This window comes from Kocuria sp. GQ42 (assembly GCF_059758435.1).
In genome coordinates this window covers 38,414-59,081 of the sequence record NZ_JCAXEN010000001.1, presented here as the reverse complement: position 1 = coordinate 59,081, position 20,668 = coordinate 38,414, and the positions used below count along the sequence as shown (strand labels likewise).

Annotated in this window: 18 protein-coding genes and 1 tRNA gene; 5 read left to right on the top strand and 14 right to left on the bottom strand. The window is 70.8% G+C overall.

Annotation, left to right across the window (positions count from 1 at the left end; all coding sequences use genetic code 11):
- Positions 1-153: 153 nt before the first annotated feature.
- From AC6CH6_RS00275 to AC6CH6_RS00260, 4 genes are all read left to right on the top strand, one after another.
- Positions 154-3,003: an FAD-binding and (Fe-S)-binding domain-containing protein gene (locus AC6CH6_RS00275; RefSeq protein WP_498253658.1), complete on the top strand. Its 2,850-nt coding sequence runs from the start codon at positions 154-156 to the stop codon at positions 3,001-3,003.
- 68 nt (positions 3,004-3,071) lie between these two features.
- The gene (locus AC6CH6_RS00270) at positions 3,072-3,566 is read left to right on the top strand and encodes a MarR family winged helix-turn-helix transcriptional regulator (RefSeq protein ID WP_498253657.1); all 495 of its coding nucleotides are present in this window, start codon (positions 3,072-3,074) and stop codon (positions 3,564-3,566) included.
- Between the two features lie 5 nt (positions 3,567-3,571).
- On the top strand, positions 3,572-3,994 hold the full coding sequence (locus tag AC6CH6_RS00265; RefSeq protein WP_133409220.1) for an organic hydroperoxide resistance protein: 423 nt from the start codon (positions 3,572-3,574) through the stop codon (positions 3,992-3,994).
- A gap of 44 nt (positions 3,995-4,038) precedes the next feature.
- Entirely contained in the window at positions 4,039-5,046 is a 1,008-nt protein-coding gene (locus AC6CH6_RS00260) for an NADP-dependent oxidoreductase (protein ID WP_498253656.1), read from the top strand.
- Positions 5,047-5,055: 9 nt separating this feature from the next.
- Here the strand turns inward: AC6CH6_RS00260 and AC6CH6_RS00255 are convergent, their stop codons facing one another.
- The 6 genes from AC6CH6_RS00255 to AC6CH6_RS00230 all read right to left on the bottom strand — a co-directional run bounded on the left by AC6CH6_RS00255 (position 5,056) and on the right by AC6CH6_RS00230 (position 13,210).
- Positions 5,056-5,754 carry a haloacid dehalogenase type II gene (locus tag AC6CH6_RS00255; RefSeq protein WP_498253655.1) on the bottom strand — a complete coding sequence of 233 codons (699 nt, stop codon included), beginning with the start codon at positions 5,752-5,754 and terminating at the stop codon, positions 5,056-5,058.
- A 61-nt stretch (positions 5,755-5,815) separates the two neighbouring features.
- Positions 5,816-6,526: an HAD family hydrolase gene (locus tag AC6CH6_RS00250; protein ID WP_498253654.1), complete on the bottom strand. Its 711-nt coding sequence runs from the start codon at positions 6,524-6,526 to the stop codon at positions 5,816-5,818.
- Positions 6,527-6,557: 31 nt separating this feature from the next.
- Positions 6,558-8,009 (bottom strand): outer membrane protein assembly factor BamB family protein, encoded by a 1,452-nt coding sequence (locus AC6CH6_RS00245; protein WP_498253653.1) that lies wholly within the window; start codon positions 8,007-8,009, stop codon positions 6,558-6,560.
- A gap of 131 nt (positions 8,010-8,140) precedes the next feature.
- A complete protein-coding gene (locus AC6CH6_RS00240; RefSeq protein WP_498253652.1) occupies positions 8,141-9,745 on the bottom strand; it encodes a M28 family peptidase in 1,605 nt (534 codons plus the stop codon).
- 163 nt (positions 9,746-9,908) lie between these two features.
- Entirely contained in the window at positions 9,909-11,354 is a 1,446-nt protein-coding gene (locus AC6CH6_RS00235) for a M28 family peptidase (RefSeq protein ID WP_498253651.1), read from the bottom strand.
- A 260-nt stretch (positions 11,355-11,614) separates the two neighbouring features.
- A complete protein-coding gene (locus tag AC6CH6_RS00230; RefSeq protein WP_498253650.1) occupies positions 11,615-13,210 on the bottom strand; it encodes a M20/M25/M40 family metallo-hydrolase in 1,596 nt (531 codons plus the stop codon).
- A 239-nt stretch (positions 13,211-13,449) separates the two neighbouring features.
- Here AC6CH6_RS00230 and AC6CH6_RS00225 point away from each other — a divergent pair.
- A tRNA-Pro gene (locus tag AC6CH6_RS00225) sits at positions 13,450-13,526 on the top strand.
- Positions 13,527-13,609: 83 nt separating this feature from the next.
- Here AC6CH6_RS00225 and AC6CH6_RS00220 read toward each other — a convergent pair.
- From AC6CH6_RS00220 to AC6CH6_RS00185, 8 genes are all read right to left on the bottom strand, one after another.
- Complete coding sequence (locus AC6CH6_RS00220; protein ID WP_498253649.1) at positions 13,610-14,485, bottom strand: type II secretion system F family protein; 876 nt, start codon at positions 14,483-14,485, stop codon at positions 13,610-13,612.
- A 36-nt stretch (positions 14,486-14,521) separates the two neighbouring features.
- A complete protein-coding gene (locus AC6CH6_RS00215; RefSeq protein WP_498253648.1) occupies positions 14,522-15,460 on the bottom strand; it encodes a type II secretion system F family protein in 939 nt (312 codons plus the stop codon).
- Entirely contained in the window at positions 15,460-16,908 is a 1,449-nt protein-coding gene (locus AC6CH6_RS00210) for a TadA family conjugal transfer-associated ATPase (RefSeq protein WP_498253647.1), read from the bottom strand. Before AC6CH6_RS00210 ends, AC6CH6_RS00215 begins: the two co-directional genes overlap by 1 nt.
- The gene (locus AC6CH6_RS00205; RefSeq protein WP_498253646.1) at positions 16,905-18,116 is read right to left on the bottom strand and encodes a CpaE/TadZ family protein; all 1,212 of its coding nucleotides are present in this window, start codon (positions 18,114-18,116) and stop codon (positions 16,905-16,907) included. Before AC6CH6_RS00205 ends, AC6CH6_RS00210 begins: the two co-directional genes overlap by 4 nt.
- Complete coding sequence (gene cpaB, locus AC6CH6_RS00200) at positions 18,113-18,850, bottom strand: Flp pilus assembly protein CpaB (protein ID WP_498253645.1); 738 nt, start codon at positions 18,848-18,850, stop codon at positions 18,113-18,115. Before cpaB ends, AC6CH6_RS00205 begins: the two co-directional genes overlap by 4 nt.
- Before the next feature lie 29 nt (positions 18,851-18,879).
- A complete protein-coding gene (locus tag AC6CH6_RS00195; protein WP_498253644.1) occupies positions 18,880-19,851 on the bottom strand; it encodes a pilus assembly protein TadG-related protein in 972 nt (323 codons plus the stop codon).
- Entirely contained in the window at positions 19,848-20,219 is a 372-nt protein-coding gene (locus AC6CH6_RS00190) for a TadE/TadG family type IV pilus assembly protein (RefSeq protein WP_498253643.1), read from the bottom strand. The genes AC6CH6_RS00195 and AC6CH6_RS00190 overlap by 4 nt, the downstream gene beginning before the upstream one ends.
- 82 nt (positions 20,220-20,301) lie before the next feature.
- Positions 20,302-20,502 (bottom strand): Flp family type IVb pilin, encoded by a 201-nt coding sequence (locus tag AC6CH6_RS00185; protein WP_498253642.1) that lies wholly within the window; start codon positions 20,500-20,502, stop codon positions 20,302-20,304.
- Between the last annotated feature and the right edge of the window lie 166 nt (positions 20,503-20,668).

Below are 20,668 nucleotides of genomic sequence, written 5' to 3'. Positions count from 1 at the left end.
CCCCGCACGGTCCGGGCCGGTGGACAGGAACGAACGGGTGCGGGCGGTCGGGCACCGGCGGTCCCCGCCGGTGCCCGGCGCGGCGCCTGTGGTCACACCATAGGATGTGGCGTGGACCACCCCGGCTGCCCCGCCTCCCCGTCAGGAGATCCCATGACCGCCCCCAGCACGCGCCCCGCCCCCGCCCCCGAGGCCCTGCTGGAGGAGCTGCGGACCTGGTGCGGCCGCGACGCGGTGGTGACCTCGGAGCTCGAGCACCGCGCGCTGGCCCACGACGCCTCCCACTACCTGCTGCAGCCCGCGGCGGTGGTGCGCCCGCGCTCGGCCGCGGACATGGGCCACCTCTTCCGCGCGGTCGCCCGCCACGGCCTGGGCCTGACCTTCCGCTCCGGCGGGACGTCCCTGTCCGGGCAGTCCGTGACGGACCAGGTGCTGGTCGACGTCCGGCGGAACTTCCGGGAGATCGAGGTGCTGGACGGCGGCCGGCGGGTCCGCGTGCAGCCCGGGGCCACGGTGCGGCAGGTCAACGCCCGGCTGGCCCCGTACGGCCACAAGCTGGGGCCGGACCCGGCGAGCGAGGCCGCGTGCACGATCGGCGGTGTGGTGGCCAACAACTCCTCGGGCATGGCCTGCGGGACCGAGGCCAACACCTACCGGACGCTGGAGTCCCTGGTGTTCGTCCTGCCCTCCGGGACCCGGGTGGACACCGCGGAACCGGACGCCGACCGGCGGCTGCGGGAGCTCGAGCCCGCCCTGCACGAGGGTCTGCTGCGGCTGCGGGACCGGGTGCGCGGCGACCCGGCGTCGGTGCGCACGATCGAGCGGCAGTTCTCGATGAAGAACACCATGGGCTACGGCCTCAACTCCTTCCTGGACCACGACGAGCCGGTGCGGATCCTCGAGCACCTGATGGTCGGCAGCGAGGGCACCCTGGGCTTCGTGGCCCAGGCGGTCTTCCGGACGGTGGAGATCCTGCCGTTCGCCTCCACGGGGCTGCTGGTGTTCCCGGACCTGGCCGCGGCCACCCGCACGGTCCCCGCCCTGGTGGCGGCCCGCTCGGCCACGGTCGAGCTGCTGGACGCCACGTCCCTGAAGGTCTCCCAGCGCACGGGGCTGGCCCCGGCGCAGATCCTGGACATCGACGTCCGCGACCACGCGGCGCTGCTCGTCGAGTACCAGGGCCGCACGCTCGAGGAGGAGCAGGAGATCTCGGCGGGCGCCGCCGGGCTGTTCCGCACCCTGGACCTCGCGGCGCCGCCCGCCCTGACGGACGACCCCGCGGCCCGGGCCGCGCTGTGGACCGTGCGCAAGGGCCTCTACACCACCGTGGCGGGGGCCCGGCCGAGCGGGTCCAACGCGCTGCTCGAGGACGTCGTCGTCCCCGTCGCGGAGCTCGGCGAGACCTGCGAGCAGCTCACGGGGCTCTTCGACGCCCACGGCTACCGGGACTCGGTGATCTTCGGGCACGCCAAGGACGGCAACGTGCACTTCATGCTCAACGAGCAGTTCGACCGCCCGGACCTGCTGGCCCGCTACGAGCGCTTCACCGAGGACATGGTCGCCCTGGTCCTCGACCACCACGGCTCGCTCAAGGCCGAGCACGGCACGGGCCGCAACATGGCGCCGTTCGTGCGCCGGCAGTACGGGGACGAGCTCTACGACGTCATGGTGGCGCTCAAGCGGCTCGTCGACCCGGGCGCGCTGCTGAACCCGGGCGTGCTGCTCAACGAGGACCCTACGGTCTACGTGCGGGATCTCAAGACCGCGCCCACGGTGGAGCAGGAGGTGGACCGGTGCGTGGAGTGCGGCTACTGCGAGCCGGTCTGCCCGTCCAAGGACCTCACCCTCACGCCGCGGCAGCGCATCGTGGGCCGCCGGGAGATCGCGGCGGCCGAGGAGCGGGGGGACACGGAGCTGGCCGGCCGGCTGCGCGCCGAGTACGACTACGAGGGCCTGCAGACGTGCGCCGTGGACGGGATGTGCGTGACGGCGTGCCCCGTGCTCATCAACACGGGGGACCTCGTGCGCCGGCTGCGCGCCGAGGACCACAGCCGGGTCGCGGACGCCGGCTGGGGCGCCGCCGCGCGGGCGTGGGGGGCGACGACGACGGGCGCCGGGCTCGGCCTGACCGCCGCGAAGGCCCTGCCCGCCGCCCTGCCGTCCGCCGCGACCGCCGCGGCCCGGGCCGTCCTCGGCGCCGAGCACGTGCCGCAGTACAAGGCGGAGCTGCCCGCGGGCGGCCCGCCCCGGCCGCACCGGCGGGACCCGGCCGCGGAGGCCGTGTTCTTCCCGGCGTGCATCAACTCGATGTTCGGCACGGCCGCCCGCCCCGGGGGCGGCGCGGGCCTGACCGCCTCGGAGGCGTTCCTGGCGCTGTGCGACCGCGCCGGAGTGCACGTCACCGTCCCCGAGGGCATCGGGAACCTGTGCTGCGGGACACCGTGGAAGTCGAAGGGACTGCCCACCGGGTACGCCACGATGTCGGAGCGGACGCTGGCCGGGCTGTGGGAGGCGACCCGTCAGGGCGAGCTGCCGGTCGTCTGCGACGCCGCGTCCTGCACCGAGGGCCTGGAGACCATGTCCGGGCTGGCGGCGGCGTCCGGCCGCTACCACGCGCTGCGGTTCGTGGACGCGGTGGAGTTCGTGGCGGACCGGGTGCTGGGGCGGCTGACCGTCAGCCGCCCGATCGGGTCCATGTCGCTGCACCCCACGTGCTCGAGCGTGCACCTGGGCATCACCGGCGCCTTCGAGACCCTGTCCCGGGCGATCAGCGAGGACGTGGTCGTGCCGAAGGACTGGGGCTGCTGCGCCTACGCCGGGGACCGCGGGATGCTGCACCCCGAGTTCACGGCCTCGGCCACCGCGGCCGAGGCCCGCGAGGTCACCGGCCGCCGCTTCGACGCCTACGCGTCCCTCAACCGCACGTGCGAGCAGGGCATGACGGAGGCCACCGGCCACCCGTACCGGCACGTGCTCGAGCACCTGGAGGAGGCGACCCGCTGATCCGCGCCCCACTTTTGGTTGTGCACAACTGAGTTGTGCTCAACTGACCCATGTGCCACCATGGGGTCATGGACGCAGATCTCCGGCTCGACGCGCAGCTGTGCTTCGCGCTCTACGCCGCCTCACGCGCCACGACCGCGGCCTACCGCGAGCCGCTGGCGGAGCTCGGCCTGACGTATCCGCAGTACCTCGCACTGCTCGCGCTGTGGGAGGAGGACGGCCAGACCGTCTCGGCGCTGGGCTCCCGCCTCCGCCTGGACAGCGGTACCCTCTCCCCGCTGCTCAAGCGGATGGAGACCGGCGGGCTCCTCGAGCGCCGCCGGGGGCACGACGACGAGCGGCGGGTCACCGTCCACCTCACGCCGTCCGGCCACCGGCTGCGCGAGCGCGCCCCGGCCGTGCAGCGGCGCGTCCTGGAGGCCTCGGGGCTGACCGCCGCCGAGATGGAGACGCTGCGGGCCCTGGCCCGGCGGATCGGCGCCCCCGCCGATCCGGACGCCACGGACCGCGCCGGCGCGAACAGCACCGGAACCCGAACCACCACCACCGACACCCAGGAGTGACCAGCATGGACACCGTCTACACCGCCGAGGCCCTCGCCACCGGCGCCGGCCGCGACGGCCGCACCCGCACCACCGACGGCCGGATCGACCTGGGCCTGGCCGTCCCGCAGGAGATGGGCGGCTCCGGCGACGGCGCCAACCCCGAGCAGCTCTTCGCCGCGGGCTACGCCGCGTGCTTCCACTCCGCGCTGCAGATGGTGGCCCGGCAGGAGAAGGTGAAGCTCGGCGACTCCAGCGTCGGGGCCCGCGTGGGCATCGGCGGCGACGGCCAGGGGGGCTTCGGCCTCGAGGTCGACCTCGAGGTCGTGCTCCCCGACCTCGACCCGGCCACCGCGCAGGCCCTGGCGGACAAGGCCCACCAGGTGTGCCCGTACTCGAACGCCACCCGCGGCAACGTCGACGTCCGCGTGACCGTCGCCGACGACTGACCCCCGCTCCCCCACCCCCTTTCCCTCGACCCCCAGGAGAACCGATGACTTCCCCCACCAGCACCCGCCAGGTCGTGCTCGCCTCCCGCCCCGACGGCACCCCCACGCCCGAGAACTTCCGGCTCGAGGAGGCCGCGCTGCCCGCGCCCGGCCCCGGCCAGGTCGTGGTCGCCAACCGCTGGATGTCCGTGGACCCGTACATGCGCGGCCGGATGAACGACGTGAAGTCCTACGTCCCGCCGTTCCAGGTGGACCGCCCGCTCGACGGCGGCGCCGTGGGCGAGGTCATCGCCTCCTCCGCGCCCGAGCTGCCCGTGGGCGCCACGGTGCTGCACGGGGCCGGCTGGCGGGAGCACGCGCTCGTCGAGGCCGCCTCCGCCACCGTGGTGGACCCCGCCCTCGCCCCGGAGTCGGCTTACCTGGGGGTGCTCGGCATGCCGGGGCTCACCGCGTACGCCGGCCTCATGGCGGCCGCACGGTTCCGGCCCGGGGACACGGTTTTCGTCTCCGGCGCCGCCGGGGCCGTGGGCTCGCTCGTCGGCCAGATCGCGAAGCTCAGCGGCGCCGCCCGCGTGATCGGCAGCGCCGGCTCCCCCGAGAAGGTCGCCCGCCTGCTGGAGCTCGGCTTCGACGCCGCCTTCGACTACCACGACGGCCCGGTGCTCCCCCAGCTGCGGCGCGCGGCGCCCGAGGGCATCGACGTCTACTTCGACAACGTGGGCGGCGAGCACCTCGAGGCCGCGATCTCCGCGCTGAACGTCCACGGCCGCGTGTGCCTGTGCGGGGCGATCTCGCAGTACAACGCGACCGAGCCCCCGGCGGCGCCGCGGAACCTGGCGCTGGCGATCGGCAAGCAGCTGAGCCTGCAGGGCTTCCTGGTGAGCGGTCACCAGGACCTGGGCCCGGAGTTCCGCGAGAAGATGGCCGGCTGGCTGGCGGCCGGCGAGATCCGGTGGGACGAGACCGTGCGCGAGGGGCTGGACGACGCCCCGCAGGCGTTCATCGACCTGCTCGCCGGGGCCAACACCGGCAAGATGGTCGTCAAGCTGTGAGCTGAGCCGTCAGGCCGTCAGCTCGCCGCCGCCGGCCACCAGCCGCGCGGCGAGCTCCCGCACCCCGGACACCCTGAGGTCCGGGGTGCGCGCGTACCCCGGCCAGGGCGAGCCGTGCCGGTCGATCCAGGCCGTGCGCAGCCCCGCCCGGGCGGCGCCGTGCAGGTCCCAGGGGTGCACCGCGACCATGAGCATCTGCTCCGGCGGCACCCCCCAGGCCCCGCTCGCCCAGGTGTAGGCCTCGGACGCCGGCTTCCAGCAGGGGGCCTCCTCGACGGAGCAGACGTGCTCGAAGTGCTGCCGCACGCCCCCGCGCTCGAGCAGGCCCTCGGCGGTGGTCGCGGAGCCGTTGGTGAGTGCCGTGAGCCGGAACCCGGCCTCGGCCAGGGAGCGCACCCCGTCCGGGACGTCCGCGTGCAGGGGCAGCCGCTGCACGGCGTCCAGGACCCGGGCCACGGCGTCCTCCACGTCCCCGGCCGGCGGATGCAGGGTGAAGAGCGTGCGCGCCGTCTCCTGCCCCAGCACGGCGAACGGCTGGGCCTCTCCGTGGACGGCCAGCGCGAAGCCCTCCCGCAGGACGGAGGCGAACCACGTGGCCGCCAGCTCCCCCGGCACCCCGACCTCCTCGAAGGCGTGGCGAAGGGGGCGCATGTCGGAGAGGGTCTCGTTCACGTCGAACACGAGGACGGGTCTGTCGTCGGTGGTCATTCCGGGGCCTTTCGTTCACGGTGGTGCGCGGCGCGGTCCGCGCGGGAGCCGGCGGGGGCGCTCAGCCCGCCGGGACGAGCCGACCCAGCGGGCTGTTCTCGAAGTCGTCCAGGAGGGCCTGCGGGTCCGCATAGACGGCCACGGCCCCGGCCTCGCGCAGCTCCGCCTCGCTGATCCCGCCGCTGGTCAGGCACACGGCGTCGAGACCGAGCTTCCACGCGGACTCGACGTCCCAGCGGGCGTCCCCCACCACGATCGCGTCCTCGGGGCGCAGGTTCCCGGCCTCCAGGGCCGCGGCGAAGATGTCCGGGGCGGGCTTGCTGTGCTCGGCGTCCGTGGCGGTCGTGACCGCCGTGAGCAGGTCGTCCGAGCCGAGGGTCTCCCGCATGGCGGCCACCTCGGTGACGTTCGACGACGACGCCAGCACCACCACGAGCCCCGCGTCGGTGCAGCGGCGCAGCAGCTCCGCGGCGCCGCGGGTGGGCTTGAGCCCCGGCCAGTGCACGGAGAACAGGGCCCCGTGGGCCGCGCCGATGGCGTCGTCCCCGTCCCGGTCCCGGTCCGCGGGCAGCAGCTCGTCGATCAGCTGCTCCGAGCCCATGCCGATGAGCCGGTGGATGCGGTGCATGGGGACGTCGTGACCGGCCTGGTTGAAGGCGTGCCACCAGGCGACGGTGTGCAGGTAGCTCGAGTCGATGAGGGTGCCGTCGACGTCGAACAGGACGCCGCGCCGGGTCGGCGCGGCGGGGTCGGGGGTCCGGGGAGGAGTCATGGCCTCACCCTCCCACCCGGTGGCCGGGGGATCAATGGGCGGCGTGGCGGCGGCGCACGAGGAGCACCGCGAGCGCGCCGAGCAGGCCGGCGCCGAGCAGACCGGTGAGCGCCGGGCCGAGCAGACCGCCGCCCGGCGCACCGGTGTCCGCCGCTGCGCCGGCGCCGGCCGCCTCGTCGCCGGCTTCGTCGGTGCCGTCGGTGCCGTCCGCGCCGGCGGCCGGCTCGTCGCCGGCGCTCCCGGTCAGCTCGGCGAGCGCCAGGGTGTGGACCATGCCGTCCTGGCCGGGCACCAGCAGCACGTCGTCGACGACGATCGGCCCGGCGGGGGCCAACGGCTCGTCGGAGAGCTGCTCGCTGCCCACGAGCGCCCCCGTGCCGGCGTCGAGCGCGCCGATCTCTCCCTGGGTGGTCGTGTACACCACGTGCCCGCCGACCACCACGGGGGCGGCCTTGACGGAGCCGGAGTCGTGGCTCCACAGCTCCTCGCCCGTCCGGAGGTCCAGGGCGTAGAGCGTCCCGGTGGTGGGGCTGCCCACGTAGACCACGCCGTCCGCGACGGTCGGGGCCCCGGACTTGTTGTTGGGCACGAACGGGCCGTCGCCGAGGCGGAGTTCCCAGAGCACCTCGCCGGTGTCGGCCGAGAGGGCGTGGGCCCAGTGCTCGAGCTGCTCGGCGGGCACGATGTCCCGGTGGGAGGTCGTGACCACGATGCCGTCGGAGACCGCGGGCGGGACGTCGTCGAGGCCCGACCCCGCCTCGGGGAGCTCGGTGGTCCAGGCGGTCTCGCGGGCGTCCATGTCGTAGCCGACCACCCGTGGGCCGCCGTCGAACGCCCCGGTGTAGAGCATGCCGTCGGCGGCGGCCGGGGCGGACATGCTCATGACGGCCCCGACGTCGACCCGCTCGAGGCCTTCCCCGGTCCCGGCGTCGATCACGTGCAGGTGCCGGTCGCCGGTCGCGGCGTGGAGGCGGCCGTCGTGCAGCACGGGGGTCGGCATGACGTGGGCGTCCACCGGGTACTCCCACTTCTGCTCACCGGTCTCGGCGTCCAGGGCCAGCACCCCGCCGGGGCCGTCGCCGCGCAGCCCGTCCCCGCGCTCCTGGCCGCGGTCCCCGTAGCCGACGTAGACGGTGCCCTCGGAGACGAGCATCTCCGAGTGGATCCAGTTCGGGGCCTGGGCCTGCCAGAGCTGCTCTCCGGTGGCGAGGTCGAAGGCGTGCAGGGTGCCGCTGCCGTGCGTGCCCACGTACAGCCGGTCCCCCACGACCACGGGCGTGGCGCGCACCTCGTCGGGCAGCTCGAAGCCGTCCTCGGCGGGGACGACCGAGCCGTCCGTCTCGATCACGGGGTTCTTCTCGGAGGTGAGCCGGTACTGCGTCCACTCCTGCGGGGAGTCCACGGGGGCCTCGGCCGCCGCGGGGCCGGCGCCCGCCAGGAGGACGACGGTCAGGGCGGCGCAGGTGGTCCGGAGGGAGGTCATCCCTCCAGTGTGGAACACCCACCGGCCCGGCCGACAGCGAAGTTGCGGAGGGAAATCCCTGGTCAGAGGGACATTGACTCCTTCCGCTCACCCCGCCGGTCGCACTCGGCCGGCCTCACTCCGGCTGCGCCTCACTCCGACTGCGCCTCCGCGGCGGCGCTGCGCGGGCCGCTCCCCTGGTCCACGGTGGCCGGACCGAGCGGGAGCCCGCGCCCGTCCTGCTGCACGCTCTCGTCCGCCCCCGCTCCGTCGACGTCCCGGGTGGAGGCCGCGAAGCGCTGGATCACGGCTGCCGCCGCGTCGGTCATCTCGCCCAGCCCCCGGGCGTCGACGTTGGCGAGGTCGTCGCACGCGCCGTGGTAGCAGAAGTCGTAGGCGACTCCGGCCCGGCCGCCGAACAGCGCGGCCTGCTCCGCGGTCTTGATCCCCTCGGCGCCGGTGAACAGACCGCCGGAGGGGACGCCCTCGGCGATGAACGGGCCGTAGTCGCTGCGGCCGTTGAACTCGGTCTCACCGGAGGCCAGGCCCACGGAGCCGAAGTGCTCGTGGAAGGCCGCCTCGATCGCGGCCGAGCCCGCCGGGGCGATCACGGGGCCTTCTGGGCCCTGCACGGGCGGGAACGCGGAGTGGTCGCCGTCGTAGACGAAGCGCCCGTGATTCGGGGAGCCGATCATGTCGAAGTTCAGGTACAGCGCGATGTCCTCCAGCGCGGCGGGGTCGTTGGCCTTCAGGTCCGCGACGTAGTGCTGGGAGCCGCGCAGGCCGAACTCCTCCGCGCCCCACCAGGCGAAGCGCACGGTGTTGGCGGTCTCCGTGCCCGCGAGCGCTTCTGCGATCGCCAGGCTCCCCGCGGAGCCCGAGCCGTTGTCGTTGATGCCCGCGCTCTCGGGGACGCTGTCCAGGTGGGCGCCGACCATCACCGTGCTCCCGGGATCGCCGGGGCCCGTCTCGGCGAGAACATTGACGGTCTCGCGGTTCTCGGAGACGGTCTGCGCCGTCACGGTCACCTCGCCCCCGCCGAGCAGGGCGGTCCCGGCCGCGTGGCTGAGCCCGACCACCGGGAGGGTCGTGGCGCCGGGCTCCCCGAGCGTTCCGGCGACCACGCCCTCCTCGCCGGGGAGACCGGTGTTGAAGATCAACACCGCGGACGCCCCGGCGGCCTGGGCGTTGGCGGCCTTCACCCCGAAGGTGCATGTGCCCCGCTGGAGCAGGGCGACGCTGCCCGCCGTGAAGCCGGCGAAGTCCTCGGCCTCGCAGCCGCTGGTGCTCGCCGCCGGGGCGCCGGTGGTGTCCACAGCCTGCACCGGGGCGGTCACCGTGCCGGACCCGGAGTAGACCATGACGGCCGCCTCCGCCGCGGTCAGGGTCCGCGGGACACCGTCCGGGCCGGGCACGGCCACGGTGGTCGGGACGACCTCCTGGAAGAACGGGAAGGAGAAGCTCTGGACCCGCGGGGCGTAGCCGGCGGCGCGCAGCCGGCCGACCACGTAGTCCGCGCTGCCCCGGTAGCCCGGGGTGCCCGAGGCCCGGTTGCCGCCGTTGGCGTGGGCGACGGCCTGGAACACCTCGAGGTGGTCCAGCACCTGCTGCACGGGCACGGCCGCGGCGGTCGGGGCGAGCGCTCCGGCGTCGCCGGCCTCCCGCGGCGCCGCCGCGACGGCGCTCGGCACGGTGAGCGCGAGGGTGCCGGCCAGGGCCGCGGCCACGGTCCATCGGCGGGGTGTGGGGTGCGGCATGGGTCCTCCCGGGGCCTGAGGCCGATCGGGGGCTCGACCGTGTCCGTCATGGGCCCCATCGGGCGGGTGGAGTCCTGCGCACAGGATCTCAGCTCCAGGTCAGAGGCACAATGACCGGACGGATTGTGGCGCCGGGAACCGCATCGGCCTCAGTGCGGCCGCCTCACTCGGCCTGCCTCTGCGCGGCGGCGTTGCTGGGGCCGCGGCCCTGGTCGACAGCGGCGGGGGGAACGGGCGCCACGATGCCGAGCAGCCGCCGGCCCTCCGTCTCGAGGTCCTCGGTGGAGTTCGCGAAGCGCAGGACGACGGCGGAGGCCGCACCGGTCATCTCCTCCAGCGTCCGGAGGTCGACGTTGCTGAGGTCGTCGCAGGACGCGTGGTAGCAGAAGTCGTAGCCGATGCCGGCCCGGCCGCCGAACAGGGCCGCCTGCTCCACGGTCTTGATCCCCTCGGCGCCGGTGAACAGACCGCCGGAGGCGATGCCCTCGGCGATGAACGGGCCGTAGTCGCTGCGGCCGCTGAACTCGGTCTCGCCGGAAGCCAGGCCCACGGAGCCGAAGTGCTCGTGGAAGGCCGCCTCGATCGCGGCCGAGCCGGCCGGGGCGGGCACCGAGCCGCCCTCCGGGCCGAACGCCGAGGCGTCGCCGTCGTAGACGAAGCGCCCGTGGTTCGGGGAGCCGATCATGTCGAAGTTCAGGTACAACGCGATGTTCCCGAGCGTCCCGGCGTCGTTGGTCTTGAGGTCCGTGACGTAGTGGCGGGACCCGAGCAGGCCGAACTCCTCCGCGCCCCACCAGGCGAAGCGCACCGGGTTGGCGGTCTCCGTGCCCGCGAGCGCCTCGGCGATGGCCAGGATGCCCGCGGATCCGGACGCGTTGTCGTTGATCCCGGGGCCCTCCGGGACGCTGTCCAGGTGGGCGCCGACCATGACCGTGCGCTGCCCGTCGCCGGAGCCCGTCTCGGCGAGGACGTTGAACGTCTCCCGGCTCTCGGAGACGGTCTGCGTGCTGACCGTCACCTCGCCCCCGCCCAGCAGGGCCACGCCGGCCGCGTAGCTCAGGCCGACCACGGGGACGGTCACCCCGCCGGGTTCGCCCAGGGTGCCGGCGACCGCGTCCTCGGCCCCGGCCAGTCCGGTGTTGAAGATCAGCACCGCGGAGGCCCCGGCGGCCTGAGCGTTGGCGGCCTTCACCCCGAAGGCGCACGTGCCCCGCTGGAGCAGCGCGATGTTCCCCGGCACGAAGTCGGCGAAGTCCCCGGCCTCGCACCCGCTGGTGCTCGCGGCCTTCTCGCCGGTCGTCCCCACGGCCTGCACCGGCGCCGTCACGGTCCCGGAGCCGGAGTAGGTCATGACCGCCACGTCGGTCGCGGGAAGCTGCCGTCCGCCCGCGCTGACCGTGGCCGGGGCGGTCTCCTGGAAGAAGGGGAAGGTGAACTTCTGGACCTGCGGGGCGTAGCCGGCCGCCCGCAACCGGCCGACCACGTAGTCCACGCTGCCCCGGTAGCCGGACGTGCCCGAGGCACGGTTGGCGTTGTTCGCGTTGGCGATGGCCTGGAACACCTCGAGGTGCTCCAGCACCTTCCCGACGGGCACGCCCGCCGCGGTCACCGGGACCACCCCGTGGCGGTCGGGGTGGCGGCGGCCACGGTCCGGTGGTGGTGGGTGCGGTGACGCATGAGATCTCCCGGGACAGGGGCCGATCGGGGGCTCGACCGTGGGGTCGGCTCCATCGTGCTGGTGGAGCCCTGTGCCCAGAATCTCAACTGCACGTCAGCGGCACAACGGTTGGACGGATTGTGGCGCAGCGAACGGCCCCGCCCCCGGCACGAACTGCCGGGGGCGGGGCCGTTCACTGGGCCTCGGGAACGTCAGGCGGCCGCCTTGTCGTGGCCGTGCCCGTGTCCGTGTCCGCGACCGTGCTCGGAGTGCGGGCCGTGGCCGCGGTCGTCGCCCTTCGGGTGGCCGACGGCGCCCTTGCCCTTCTGCTGGTAGGGCTTGCCCTCGCCGTTGACGTCGTGGGTGGACATCGCGTAGCGCAGGACGACGGCCGCGGCGGCGTCGGACATCTCCTCCATGCCCTGGAGGTTCACGTTCGAGATGTCGTCGCACGCGGAGTGGTAGCAGGAGTCGTAGGCGACACCGGCCTGGCCGCCGAACAGCTCGGCCTGCTCCTCGGTCTTCACGCCCTCGGCGCCCGTGAAGAGGCCGCCGGAGGGGATGTCGGCCTCGATGAACGGCCCGTAGTCGCTGCGGCCGCTGAACTCGGTGTCGCCGGAGGCCAGCCCCACCGAGGCGAAGTGCTCGTGGAACGCCGCCTCGATCGCCGCGGAGCCCTCGGGGACGTTCGTGTCGCCCGGGTCGAAGGTGGAGGCGTCGCCGTCGTAGACGAAGCGCCCGTAGTTCGGGGAGCCGATCATGTCGAAGTTCAGGTACATCGCGATGTCCTCGAACGCCTCGGGGTCGTTCTCCCGCAGATCGGTCACGTAGTGCTCGGCGCCCAGCAGGCCGAGCTCCTCCGCGCCCCACCAGGCGAAGCGCACGGTGTTCTCGGTCTTCGTCTTGGCCATCGCCTCCGCGATGGCCAAGATGCCGGCCGACCCGGTGCCGTTGTCGCTGATGCCCGCGCCCTCGAGCACGCCGTCCAGGTGCGCGCCGACCATCACCGTGTTCTCGGGGTCGCCCGAGCCGGTCTCGGCGAGGACGTTGTAGGTGGTCCGCGTCGCCGAGACGGTGTCCGTGGCGACCGTGACCTCGGCGGCGTCCAGCAGGTCCACGCCGGCCTGGTAGCTGAGCCCGACCACCGGCAGGGACGTGGCCTCCGGGGAGCCCAGGGTGCCGGCGACGGCGTCCTCCGCGTTCGGCAGGCCCGTGTTGAAGATCAGCACGGCGCTGGCGCCGGCGGCCTCCGCGTTGGCGGCCTTGATCGCGAAGGAGCAGGTGCCACGCTGCAGGAGAGCCACGCTGCCCGCCTCGAAGTCGGCGAAGTCGCTCGCCTCGCAGCCGCTGGTGCTGCCCACCCGGGCTCCGGTGGTGTCGACGGCCTGCACCGCGCCGGTGACGGTGCCCGCGCCGGAGTAGGTCATCACCGCGAAGTCCCCGGCGGCGAGCTGCGTGCCGTCCGCGGCGACCGTGGCGGGAGTGCGCTCCTGGAAGAACGGGAAGTCGAACGCCTGGACCTCCGGGGTGTAGCCGGCGGCGCGCAGCCTCTCGACCACGTAGTCGACGCTGGCCTGGTAGCCGGAGGTGCCGGAGGCGCGGTTGCCGTCGTTGGCCTCCGCGATCGACTGGAAGGCGTTCAGGTGCTCCGTGAGCTTCTGCTGGGAGACGGCCTGGGTGATCTTGTGGGTGGTGTTGTTGTTGCTGGTGTCGCGGGTGGGGGCCGCGACGGCACTGGTCGCCGTGAGGGTCAGGGCGCCGGCCAGGGCGGCCGCGGTGATCCAGTGGCTGGGCTTGCGGACGGGCATGGAACCTCCAGGTGAGCGGCGGCCGGGAGGTAGCCCGGCCGTGACGCGGTTCACAGTCATCGAGGGATGACTCGGATTTGCACATGCTCACAAATGGGTTACCGACCGGTCAATAACTTTTGTCCACTAGTTGGGGGGCACCACCCGGAGCCGACACGGTCACAGAACCCCGATTTCCCACGCGCCCGGCCAGATGGCTATGATGGAGCAGTTGTTTCCGGCCGAGACCGGATGCTTCACGGGATGTGGCGCAGCTTGGTAGCGCGCGTCGTTCGGGACGACGAGGTCGCAGGTTCAAATCCTGTCATCCCGACCACCAGCGGAAGGCCCCGGACCAGTCGGTCCGGGGCCTTCCGCATGTCGTGACGACGACGCACGAGTCGCGTCCATGTGCCGGTGCTAGAACTGCTCCATCGCGTTGAGCACCACCGGGCCCATGATCATAAGCAAAAGCACTGGCAGGATGAGCAGCATGAGGGGGACGGTGATCTTGACGGGGATTTTCATGGCCTGCTCCTCGGCCCGCTGCTTGCGCTTCATGCGCATCTCCGACGCCTGGGTCCGGAGCACCGAGCTGATGGAAATGCCGTAGACGTCAGCTTGAACCACAGCACGGGTGAAGTTCCGCAGATCTGGCACGTTGGTCCGCTCCTCGAGCGCGAGATAGGCGTCCTTGCGGGGCACGCCGACTCGCATGTCTCCTAGGGTGCGCTGGAGCTCCTCGGCCAGCGGGCCCTTGCCGTTCTCGCCCGCTCGTGACATCGCAGACTCGAAGCCGAGTCCGGCCTCCACCGCGATCAGCATCTGGTCCAGCGTGTCGGGCAGCTCCAGCCCGATCGCTCTTTGGCGTTCGATGCCGCGGCTGTAGAGGAGGAGATCAGGCACGAAGTAAGCCACCGCAGTGACCACGATGACGAGTGCGAGCATCCTGCCACTGGCGTTGCCGGCCAGGAGTAGCACACCGAGAACCAGTCCGACGCCCGCCAGGAGCGGCTTGGCTGCGAGCAACCGAGAGAGAGGCCAGGCCGCCGGGCGGCCGGCCAGCGCGTGCAGGCGGTCGAGCCGGGCCACACCCTTCGGCGTCGTCAAACGGTGCAGACTGCCCAAGGTGGGCCGAGCAGGTCCACCGACAGCGGCGATCTCGGCGCTGAAACCGCGGGACAGATTGGCCCGCACTTGGCGTGCGGACGCGCCGGTGGTGTTGAACACCGCCCACAGGGCCAGCGCCAGCGCGGCGCCGAAAACCACAGCGGCAAAGGTGAGGATCGGGGCCACGTGATTACTCCTGAAGCTGGGCGGCGAGGGAACGGTCTAGAATTTGAAGCTGACGATCTTGCGCATCCACAGCCCGCCGACGACGAGCATGATGACGGCGAGGGCCAGCAGACCCCATCCGATGGGATTCTGAAACATAGGTGTGATGAAGGCCGGATTCATCACGCTCATCGCCCCAGGGACCAATATCGGTAGCGCTATGAGGATGTAGGCGGACATCTTCCCCTCGGCGCTCAGTGCTTTGACCTGGCGGCGGATCTGATTGCGTTCTCTGATGGTGTGGCCGACCTGGTCGAGGACCTCAGCGAGGTCACCGCCCACCTCCCGGTGTATGCCGATGGCCTGCGAAACCCAGCTGAAGTCCTCGTTGCCCATCCGTTCAGCCGTCTCGTTTAGGGCGCTGTTGAGGTCGCGACCGAGACGAGTCTGGTTGACAACTCGGGCCAACTCCTCGCTGGCCGGGGCCTGTGCCTCACGAGAGACTGCGTCCACGGCGCGCAGGAGGCTGTGTCCGGCCCGCAGACTGCCGGCGAGAAGCTGCAGAGTGTCGTCGAGCTGGTCAGCGAAAGCCCGCCGGCGCTTGCCGACCGCCAATCCCAGGAACACCTTCCCGCCGAGTGGCGCCAGGATCAGCAGCAACAGGCCGAGCATCGGACCCCCCATGAGGAAGCCGAGAATGGCGGAGAACAGTCCGGAGGCTCCCACCAGCACGAGGAAGTCGGCCGGGGAGAGACGCAAGCCAGCACGGTCCAGGGCGTCAGTGATGGAGCGTGTCCAACCATGCCGGTTCAGTGTGTCCGCGATCGCGCTGGTAGTGATCCCGGTGACCCGGCTGAGCACGGACGGCGGAGCCTCGTCGACCCGCCATGGGCGTCGCCGGTCCACCGGGAGCCGAGGCGTGGAGGAGCTGAACGTGATGAACAGCAGCAACAAGAAGGCCATCAAGCACAGGAAGGCCCCGAGCACGACCGCCATCAGCGCACCCGCCCTGGTGCCGTCGCATCAGGCATTTCAAAGACCTTCGGTGAGACGTGGATGCCGAGGTCCTCGAACCGGTCCACGAAACGGGGGCGCACTCCGGTGGGGATGGCCTTGCCCAGAAACCGCCCGTTGGCGTCCACACCGGCGCTGTAGTCGAAGACGAAGGCGTCCTGGAGCGTGACGATCTCCCCTTCCATGCCCTGCACCTCGGTGATGTGGGTGACACGCCGGGTACCGTCACGCAGGCGCGTCAGCTGGACGACGACGTCGATGGCCGAGGAGATTTGTTCTCGGACGGCCCGCAGGGGAAGATCCATGCCCGCCATGAGCACGAGGGTTTCGAGGCGGGCGATGACGTCCCGCGGCGAGTTGGCGTGGATGGTGGACAGCGATCCGTCGTGACCGGTGTTCATGGCCTGGAGCATGTCGAGCGCCTCTCCACCGCGGCACTCACCGACGACGATGCGGTCGGGACGCATGCGGAGGGAGTTCTTGACGAGGTCGCGGATGGTGATCTCACCCTTGCCCTCGATGTTGGACGGGCGGCTCTCCAGACGCACCACGTGCTCCTGCTGCAACTGCAGCTCGACGGCATCCTCGATGGTGATGATCCGCTCGTCGTGGGGAATGAATGATGACATGACGTTGAGCAGGGTGGTCTTGCCCGTACCCGTGCCTCCCGAGATAAGAATGTTCAAGTGCGCCTTGACGCAGGCGTTGAGCAGCTCCGCCATCTCGGGCGACATCGACCCGAACCGGACTAGGTCGGCGACCTTGAGCGGGTCGGCAGCGAACTTGCGAATGGTGAGCGACGAGCCGTTGACCGCCAGGGGCGGAATGACGGCGTTGACACGGGAGCCGTCCTCGAGACGGGCGTCCACGAGCGGTGAAGACTCGTCAATGCGACGGCCCACCTTCGAGACGATCTTCTCGATGACCTGGCGCAGGTGCTCCTCGGACTTGAACTGCGCGTTGCTCAGGCCGACCCGGCCGCCCTGCTCAATGAAGATGTGGTCGGCTCCGTTGACCATGATCTCCGTGACGGACTCGTCGTCCAGGAACCGCTGCAGCGGGCCAAACCCCAGGACGTCGTCACTGATCTCGCGGACCAGGCGCTGCCGTTCCTCGACGGTGAGTGGTACCTGTTCGGCGTCGACGATCTGGGTAAGTTCCTCGCGGGCGTAGACCTGCAGGGAAGCCTCGGTCAATCCCGAGTCGTTGAGCCTGCTGCCGATGCGATCGAACAGTGCCTCGGCCACGCGGTCCTTGAGCGCGCCGAGTGCATCAGATGCCGGGGTCACCGAGACCGGGACAGAGGGGTTCTCCACGACGAACGTGGGCACGAACTCCTCGCTCCCGGTCTCATCGGTCGTGGAAGCGGGTTCGACGACCGGTGGAGCGGGCACTCCGCGGGCGGCGTCGAGCCGTTGGGAGAGCTTCACTGGAGCACCGCCCGTCGATGCAGGGCCTTGCGAGGTGTGGTGGAGCGGGCCGGATCGAAGCGGGCGACCAGCTGATTGAGGGCTTTCGCGGCCTTGTCCCGCGAGGCCTCCTGCAGGATGGGCTCGCCCTTGTTGGTGGAGTAGGTCACCGCCTTGGACCGGGGCACCACCACGTCCACCGGTGTCCGGACAGTCGCCTCGATGTCCTGCACGCTGAGACCGCTTGCGCGGTCCGCCATGTTGACCACGATGTGCCGGGAACCGGGCAGCATCTGCAGCTCGGTGAGGACGTCGATCTCCTTGCGCAGCCCGCGCACTCCGGGCACGTCCATGCCGGAGAGGAACACCACGTCGGTGGCCGCCTCCAGCGCCGCCAGAGTGTGCTCACCCAGACCCGGCGCCGTGTCGACGACGACGAACTGGAACTCGCTGGCCAGCTGGTCCAGCATGTGCCCGATCTGGTCGGCGTTGATGAGATCGGCCTCCGCCGGCGACTCCGGCGTGCACAGGGCGTAGATCGAGGTGGGATGCACGCTGAGGAAGGCCTTGAGCACCATCGTGTCCTGCGCGGCCGCACCCGTCACCGCGTCCGTGAGCGTGTGCTCCGGCCTGAGATTCAGCACCGCGGCGACGTCACCGAACTGGACGTCCAGGTCCACGAGGACCGTCGACATGGGCGCCAGCTTCCCGAGGCCGACGGCCAGGTTGGTGGCCACCGTGGTCTTGCCGACGCCGCCCTTCGGGGAGGTCACGGCGATCACCCGGCCGCCGAGGCTGGACGGGGCAGCGTCCAGGGATGAGTCCGGAATCAGGCCACGCCGCCGGCTATCGGCGGAGTGACAGGCCCGCTCGAGCAGCACGCGGATGACGTCGGCCTCCGCCTGGGGCTCGAGGATGTCCCGGACCCCCGCTCGCATCGCCGCCAGTGCGAGGGCAGGATCTGCCTCCGCGACGAGGACCAGGCTGATCTCGGGATGCTGGACGTCGAACACGGATGCCAGGCGAAGTGCGGCGCCCGGATCAACGCCGGGACCCAAGAGGAGGACCGCCGGCAGCTCGCCCACCACTTTGCGCAGAAGTTCATCGGGGGTCTCGGGCAACTGGGAGTTGTAGATAGTTTGCACCGAACCCGGAATCCGACCGGCGATGGCCGTCTGCACGCGCTGCTCGAACGTCACGTCCGAGGTGACGAGTAGGAATCTGCTCATTTGAAGAAGTCCTCCATGCTGGCTCCGTCGTCGTTCCACTTGGCGTCCACGGGCTGGTTCGACAGCCAGATCCTGCCAAACTCCGCCGCGAAGACGGTCTTCTCAGCGTCAGCCGCGTTCTGGGCGAGCGTGACGAGCATCGCCCCCTCAGGAACCGGGGGCGCACCGGGGGCGGCTTCCTCCTCGCCGCTCGCTTCAGTGGCAACCGGCGCGCCCTGGATGCTGGTGACGAGCACCCGGTGGAACACCAACTCCGTGGCGGGCTTGTCCCCGGGACCCTGGTCGAAGGAGGCGAACACCCCCACGAAGTCGCCGGCCTTGACCTGGCCACCGACCACACGATCGGCACTCACCTGGATGGTGACTTCCTGGAGCTCCTTGGGCACCGCCACACGACCGGGCTCCTGCAAGGAGTTAAGGGTGACGAGTCGGCTGCCCAGCAGCTGCTCGCCCGGTCGGAGCTCGACGGCAGTGACACGGCCCTTGAACTCGGCGAGGTCCGTCACAGCGTCCTCGGCCAAAGCGGAGACGGGCAGCGTCTGCTTGCGCAGGTGCTCGGTCAGTTCCTCCACGGGCATTTCGGCCCTTACTTCGTTCTCGACCACGAAGACCTCTTTGGTCTCCGTGCCCTCCAGGGCACGCGCGTCGGCGGTGCGGACGTAGCCGGAGACGAGAACCGCACCGACCACGGCAAGAATTGCGGCCATGACGGCGGCGATGACACGAACTTTCACGGTTTTCCGATCTCGCGATGCTGGTTCTGCTACTTGGTGAGGGTGGCGATAGAAGTGCCGAGGTCGGCATCCGGATCAGTGGTTCCGGTGAACCCGTCGCCGAGCGAACCGAACTCGACGAACTCGCCGATCAGCCCTTTGCAGCTACCCGGCCCCGGGCATTCTGTTCCAGGAATCGGCGTCGGAGGATAGTGAAAGCCGGGGAACCGCCAACCCCGCAAAATAAATCCCGCCCAGCCTTTGATGTCGTAGGTGGCTGCTTGGCCCGAGCCGGCGGTGTCCTCATATACAGGAAGCAGCACCTCCTTGCCGATCAGCGTGGGCAGGAGGTCCTTGCATGCCTGCGAGATGTCATTGCCGGGATCGCTGCTAGCCTGCGCTGGTTCAGCGTCGGCGATGGTAACGAATGCGCTGCAATTGCCGAGGGGATCATCCAGCCATTGGAAGGCTCCCGGAGGTGCGTCCTCACCGCACGGCTCGGGCATCCCGTTTCCGTGCGTTTGAAAAAGGCGTATCTCCCCAACGGGAGCGTCATTGAACACGCATGCCGAGAATGCCAGCGGTAGAACTGCGGTGCCACTTTCAGGGAACATGTTCCAACCAGCCGTGGCGGTCGCTCCGACCGTTGTCTCGTCCACTCCCAGGACAGGGGCGAAGAAGAGGGCGAGGGAACCCGCCCCGGTAGTCCCGTCCTGGCTCGTGACGTCGACTGTGACGGAAGACGAAGCGAGCTGGACGTCGGCGATGTTCGTCGCGTTGTCCTTAGCATTTGTATTCGCGTACAGCTGGGCCGTCGCGTCCGTGGTGAGGCACGATCCATCAGCACAATCTTGAGCAATGGCTAGAGCCGCGGCATCAGCACCATTCTGAAGTTCGGCCCTCTCCGCGTACATGGCACCGACGTCGACAGCTATGGCTGCGGCACCAAGCAGAACCACGAGTAGCAGAGCCACCATCACGGAAATACCGCCCTTGGCGTCGTGATACAACCGTTCGATCATCCGCCGCATTGCATGGCCGCCGTTCCTACAACATCGATTCCGCTCGGGAGCAAGCCCGTCAGGCCAGATAGGGGGTAGGTGAGCGTGACCTCAACAGGCAAACCGGCCGTGCAGGCCGGTTCCGCCGGGAACTGGAGGTCCGTCGGAACCAGGGAGGGCGAAGAAGCGAGAGCTGCATTTTGGGCTTCTGTCCAGTCCTGCGTGACAGCCATAGTTCGCGCTGCCTCACGGGCAGCGTGCGTGACGCTGATCTGCAGGTTGTAGGCATGGCCGAATTCGATGATTGCGAAAATGATCGTGAGCAATAGCGGAAGAACGAGTGCAAACTCGACTGCCACGGCCCCCCGCTCGGATCGATTACGGCTCATATATCCCCCTCCTCGGGGCCGAAGTGCACTCCGCCGCGGCAACCCGGACTTGGGTCACCGCGGCGGAGCGAGTACGGCGGACTTACGGGTTGATCGCGTCACCGATACGGGTGACCAGAGCGGTGAACTCGCCGCCCAGCAGGACGAGTGCACCAACCAAGAGCAGGGAAATCATGCCGATGAGCATCCCGTACTCGACGGCGGTGGCGCCCTTCTCGTTGCGCTCGATGCGCTCGAAGGTGTCGGTGAAGAAGGCCTGGAGGGTGATGAAAAGAGGCAGCATGAGAAAGCTCCTAAGCAAAGCGGAGAAAGGGTGGAGTGGGTCTTCAGCTGATTCCGACACTGCCTGCAAGAGGCTCCCCGTACCGGGCTACTGACCTGTAACGAGAATAGACTTTGCTCCAGCAAAGTCACAAGCATTCAAGCGCATGCACTTTGGGGGACGTCAA

Bases quoted from the DNA above. Each gene is read 5' to 3' on its own strand.
- AC6CH6_RS00275 (WP_498253658.1), top strand. From the start codon at position 154: ATGACCGCCCCCAGCACGCGCCCCGCCCCCGCCCCCGAGGCCCTGCTG.
- AC6CH6_RS00270 (WP_498253657.1), top strand. From the start codon at position 3,072: ATGGACGCAGATCTCCGGCTCGACGCGCAGCTGTGCTTCGCGCTCTAC.
- AC6CH6_RS00265 (WP_133409220.1), top strand. From the start codon at position 3,572: ATGGACACCGTCTACACCGCCGAGGCCCTCGCCACCGGCGCCGGCCGC.
- AC6CH6_RS00260 (WP_498253656.1), top strand. From the start codon at position 4,039: ATGACTTCCCCCACCAGCACCCGCCAGGTCGTGCTCGCCTCCCGCCCC.
- AC6CH6_RS00255 (WP_498253655.1), bottom strand. From the start codon at position 5,754: ATGACCACCGACGACAGACCCGTCCTCGTGTTCGACGTGAACGAGACC.
- AC6CH6_RS00250 (WP_498253654.1), bottom strand. From the start codon at position 6,526: ATGACTCCTCCCCGGACCCCCGACCCCGCCGCGCCGACCCGGCGCGGC.
- AC6CH6_RS00245 (WP_498253653.1), bottom strand. From the start codon at position 8,009: ATGACCTCCCTCCGGACCACCTGCGCCGCCCTGACCGTCGTCCTCCTG.
- AC6CH6_RS00240 (WP_498253652.1), bottom strand. From the start codon at position 9,745: ATGCCGCACCCCACACCCCGCCGATGGACCGTGGCCGCGGCCCTGGCC.
- AC6CH6_RS00230 (WP_498253650.1), bottom strand. From the start codon at position 13,210: ATGCCCGTCCGCAAGCCCAGCCACTGGATCACCGCGGCCGCCCTGGCC.
- AC6CH6_RS00215 (WP_498253648.1), bottom strand. From the start codon at position 15,460: ATGGCGGTCGTGCTCGGGGCCTTCCTGTGCTTGATGGCCTTCTTGTTG.
- AC6CH6_RS00205 (WP_498253646.1), bottom strand. From the start codon at position 18,116: ATGAGCAGATTCCTACTCGTCACCTCGGACGTGACGTTCGAGCAGCGC.
- AC6CH6_RS00195 (WP_498253644.1), bottom strand. From the start codon at position 19,851: ATGATCGAACGGTTGTATCACGACGCCAAGGGCGGTATTTCCGTGATG.
- AC6CH6_RS00190 (WP_498253643.1), bottom strand. From the start codon at position 20,219: ATGAGCCGTAATCGATCCGAGCGGGGGGCCGTGGCAGTCGAGTTTGCA.
- AC6CH6_RS00185 (WP_498253642.1), bottom strand. From the start codon at position 20,502: ATGCTGCCTCTTTTCATCACCCTCCAGGCCTTCTTCACCGACACCTTC.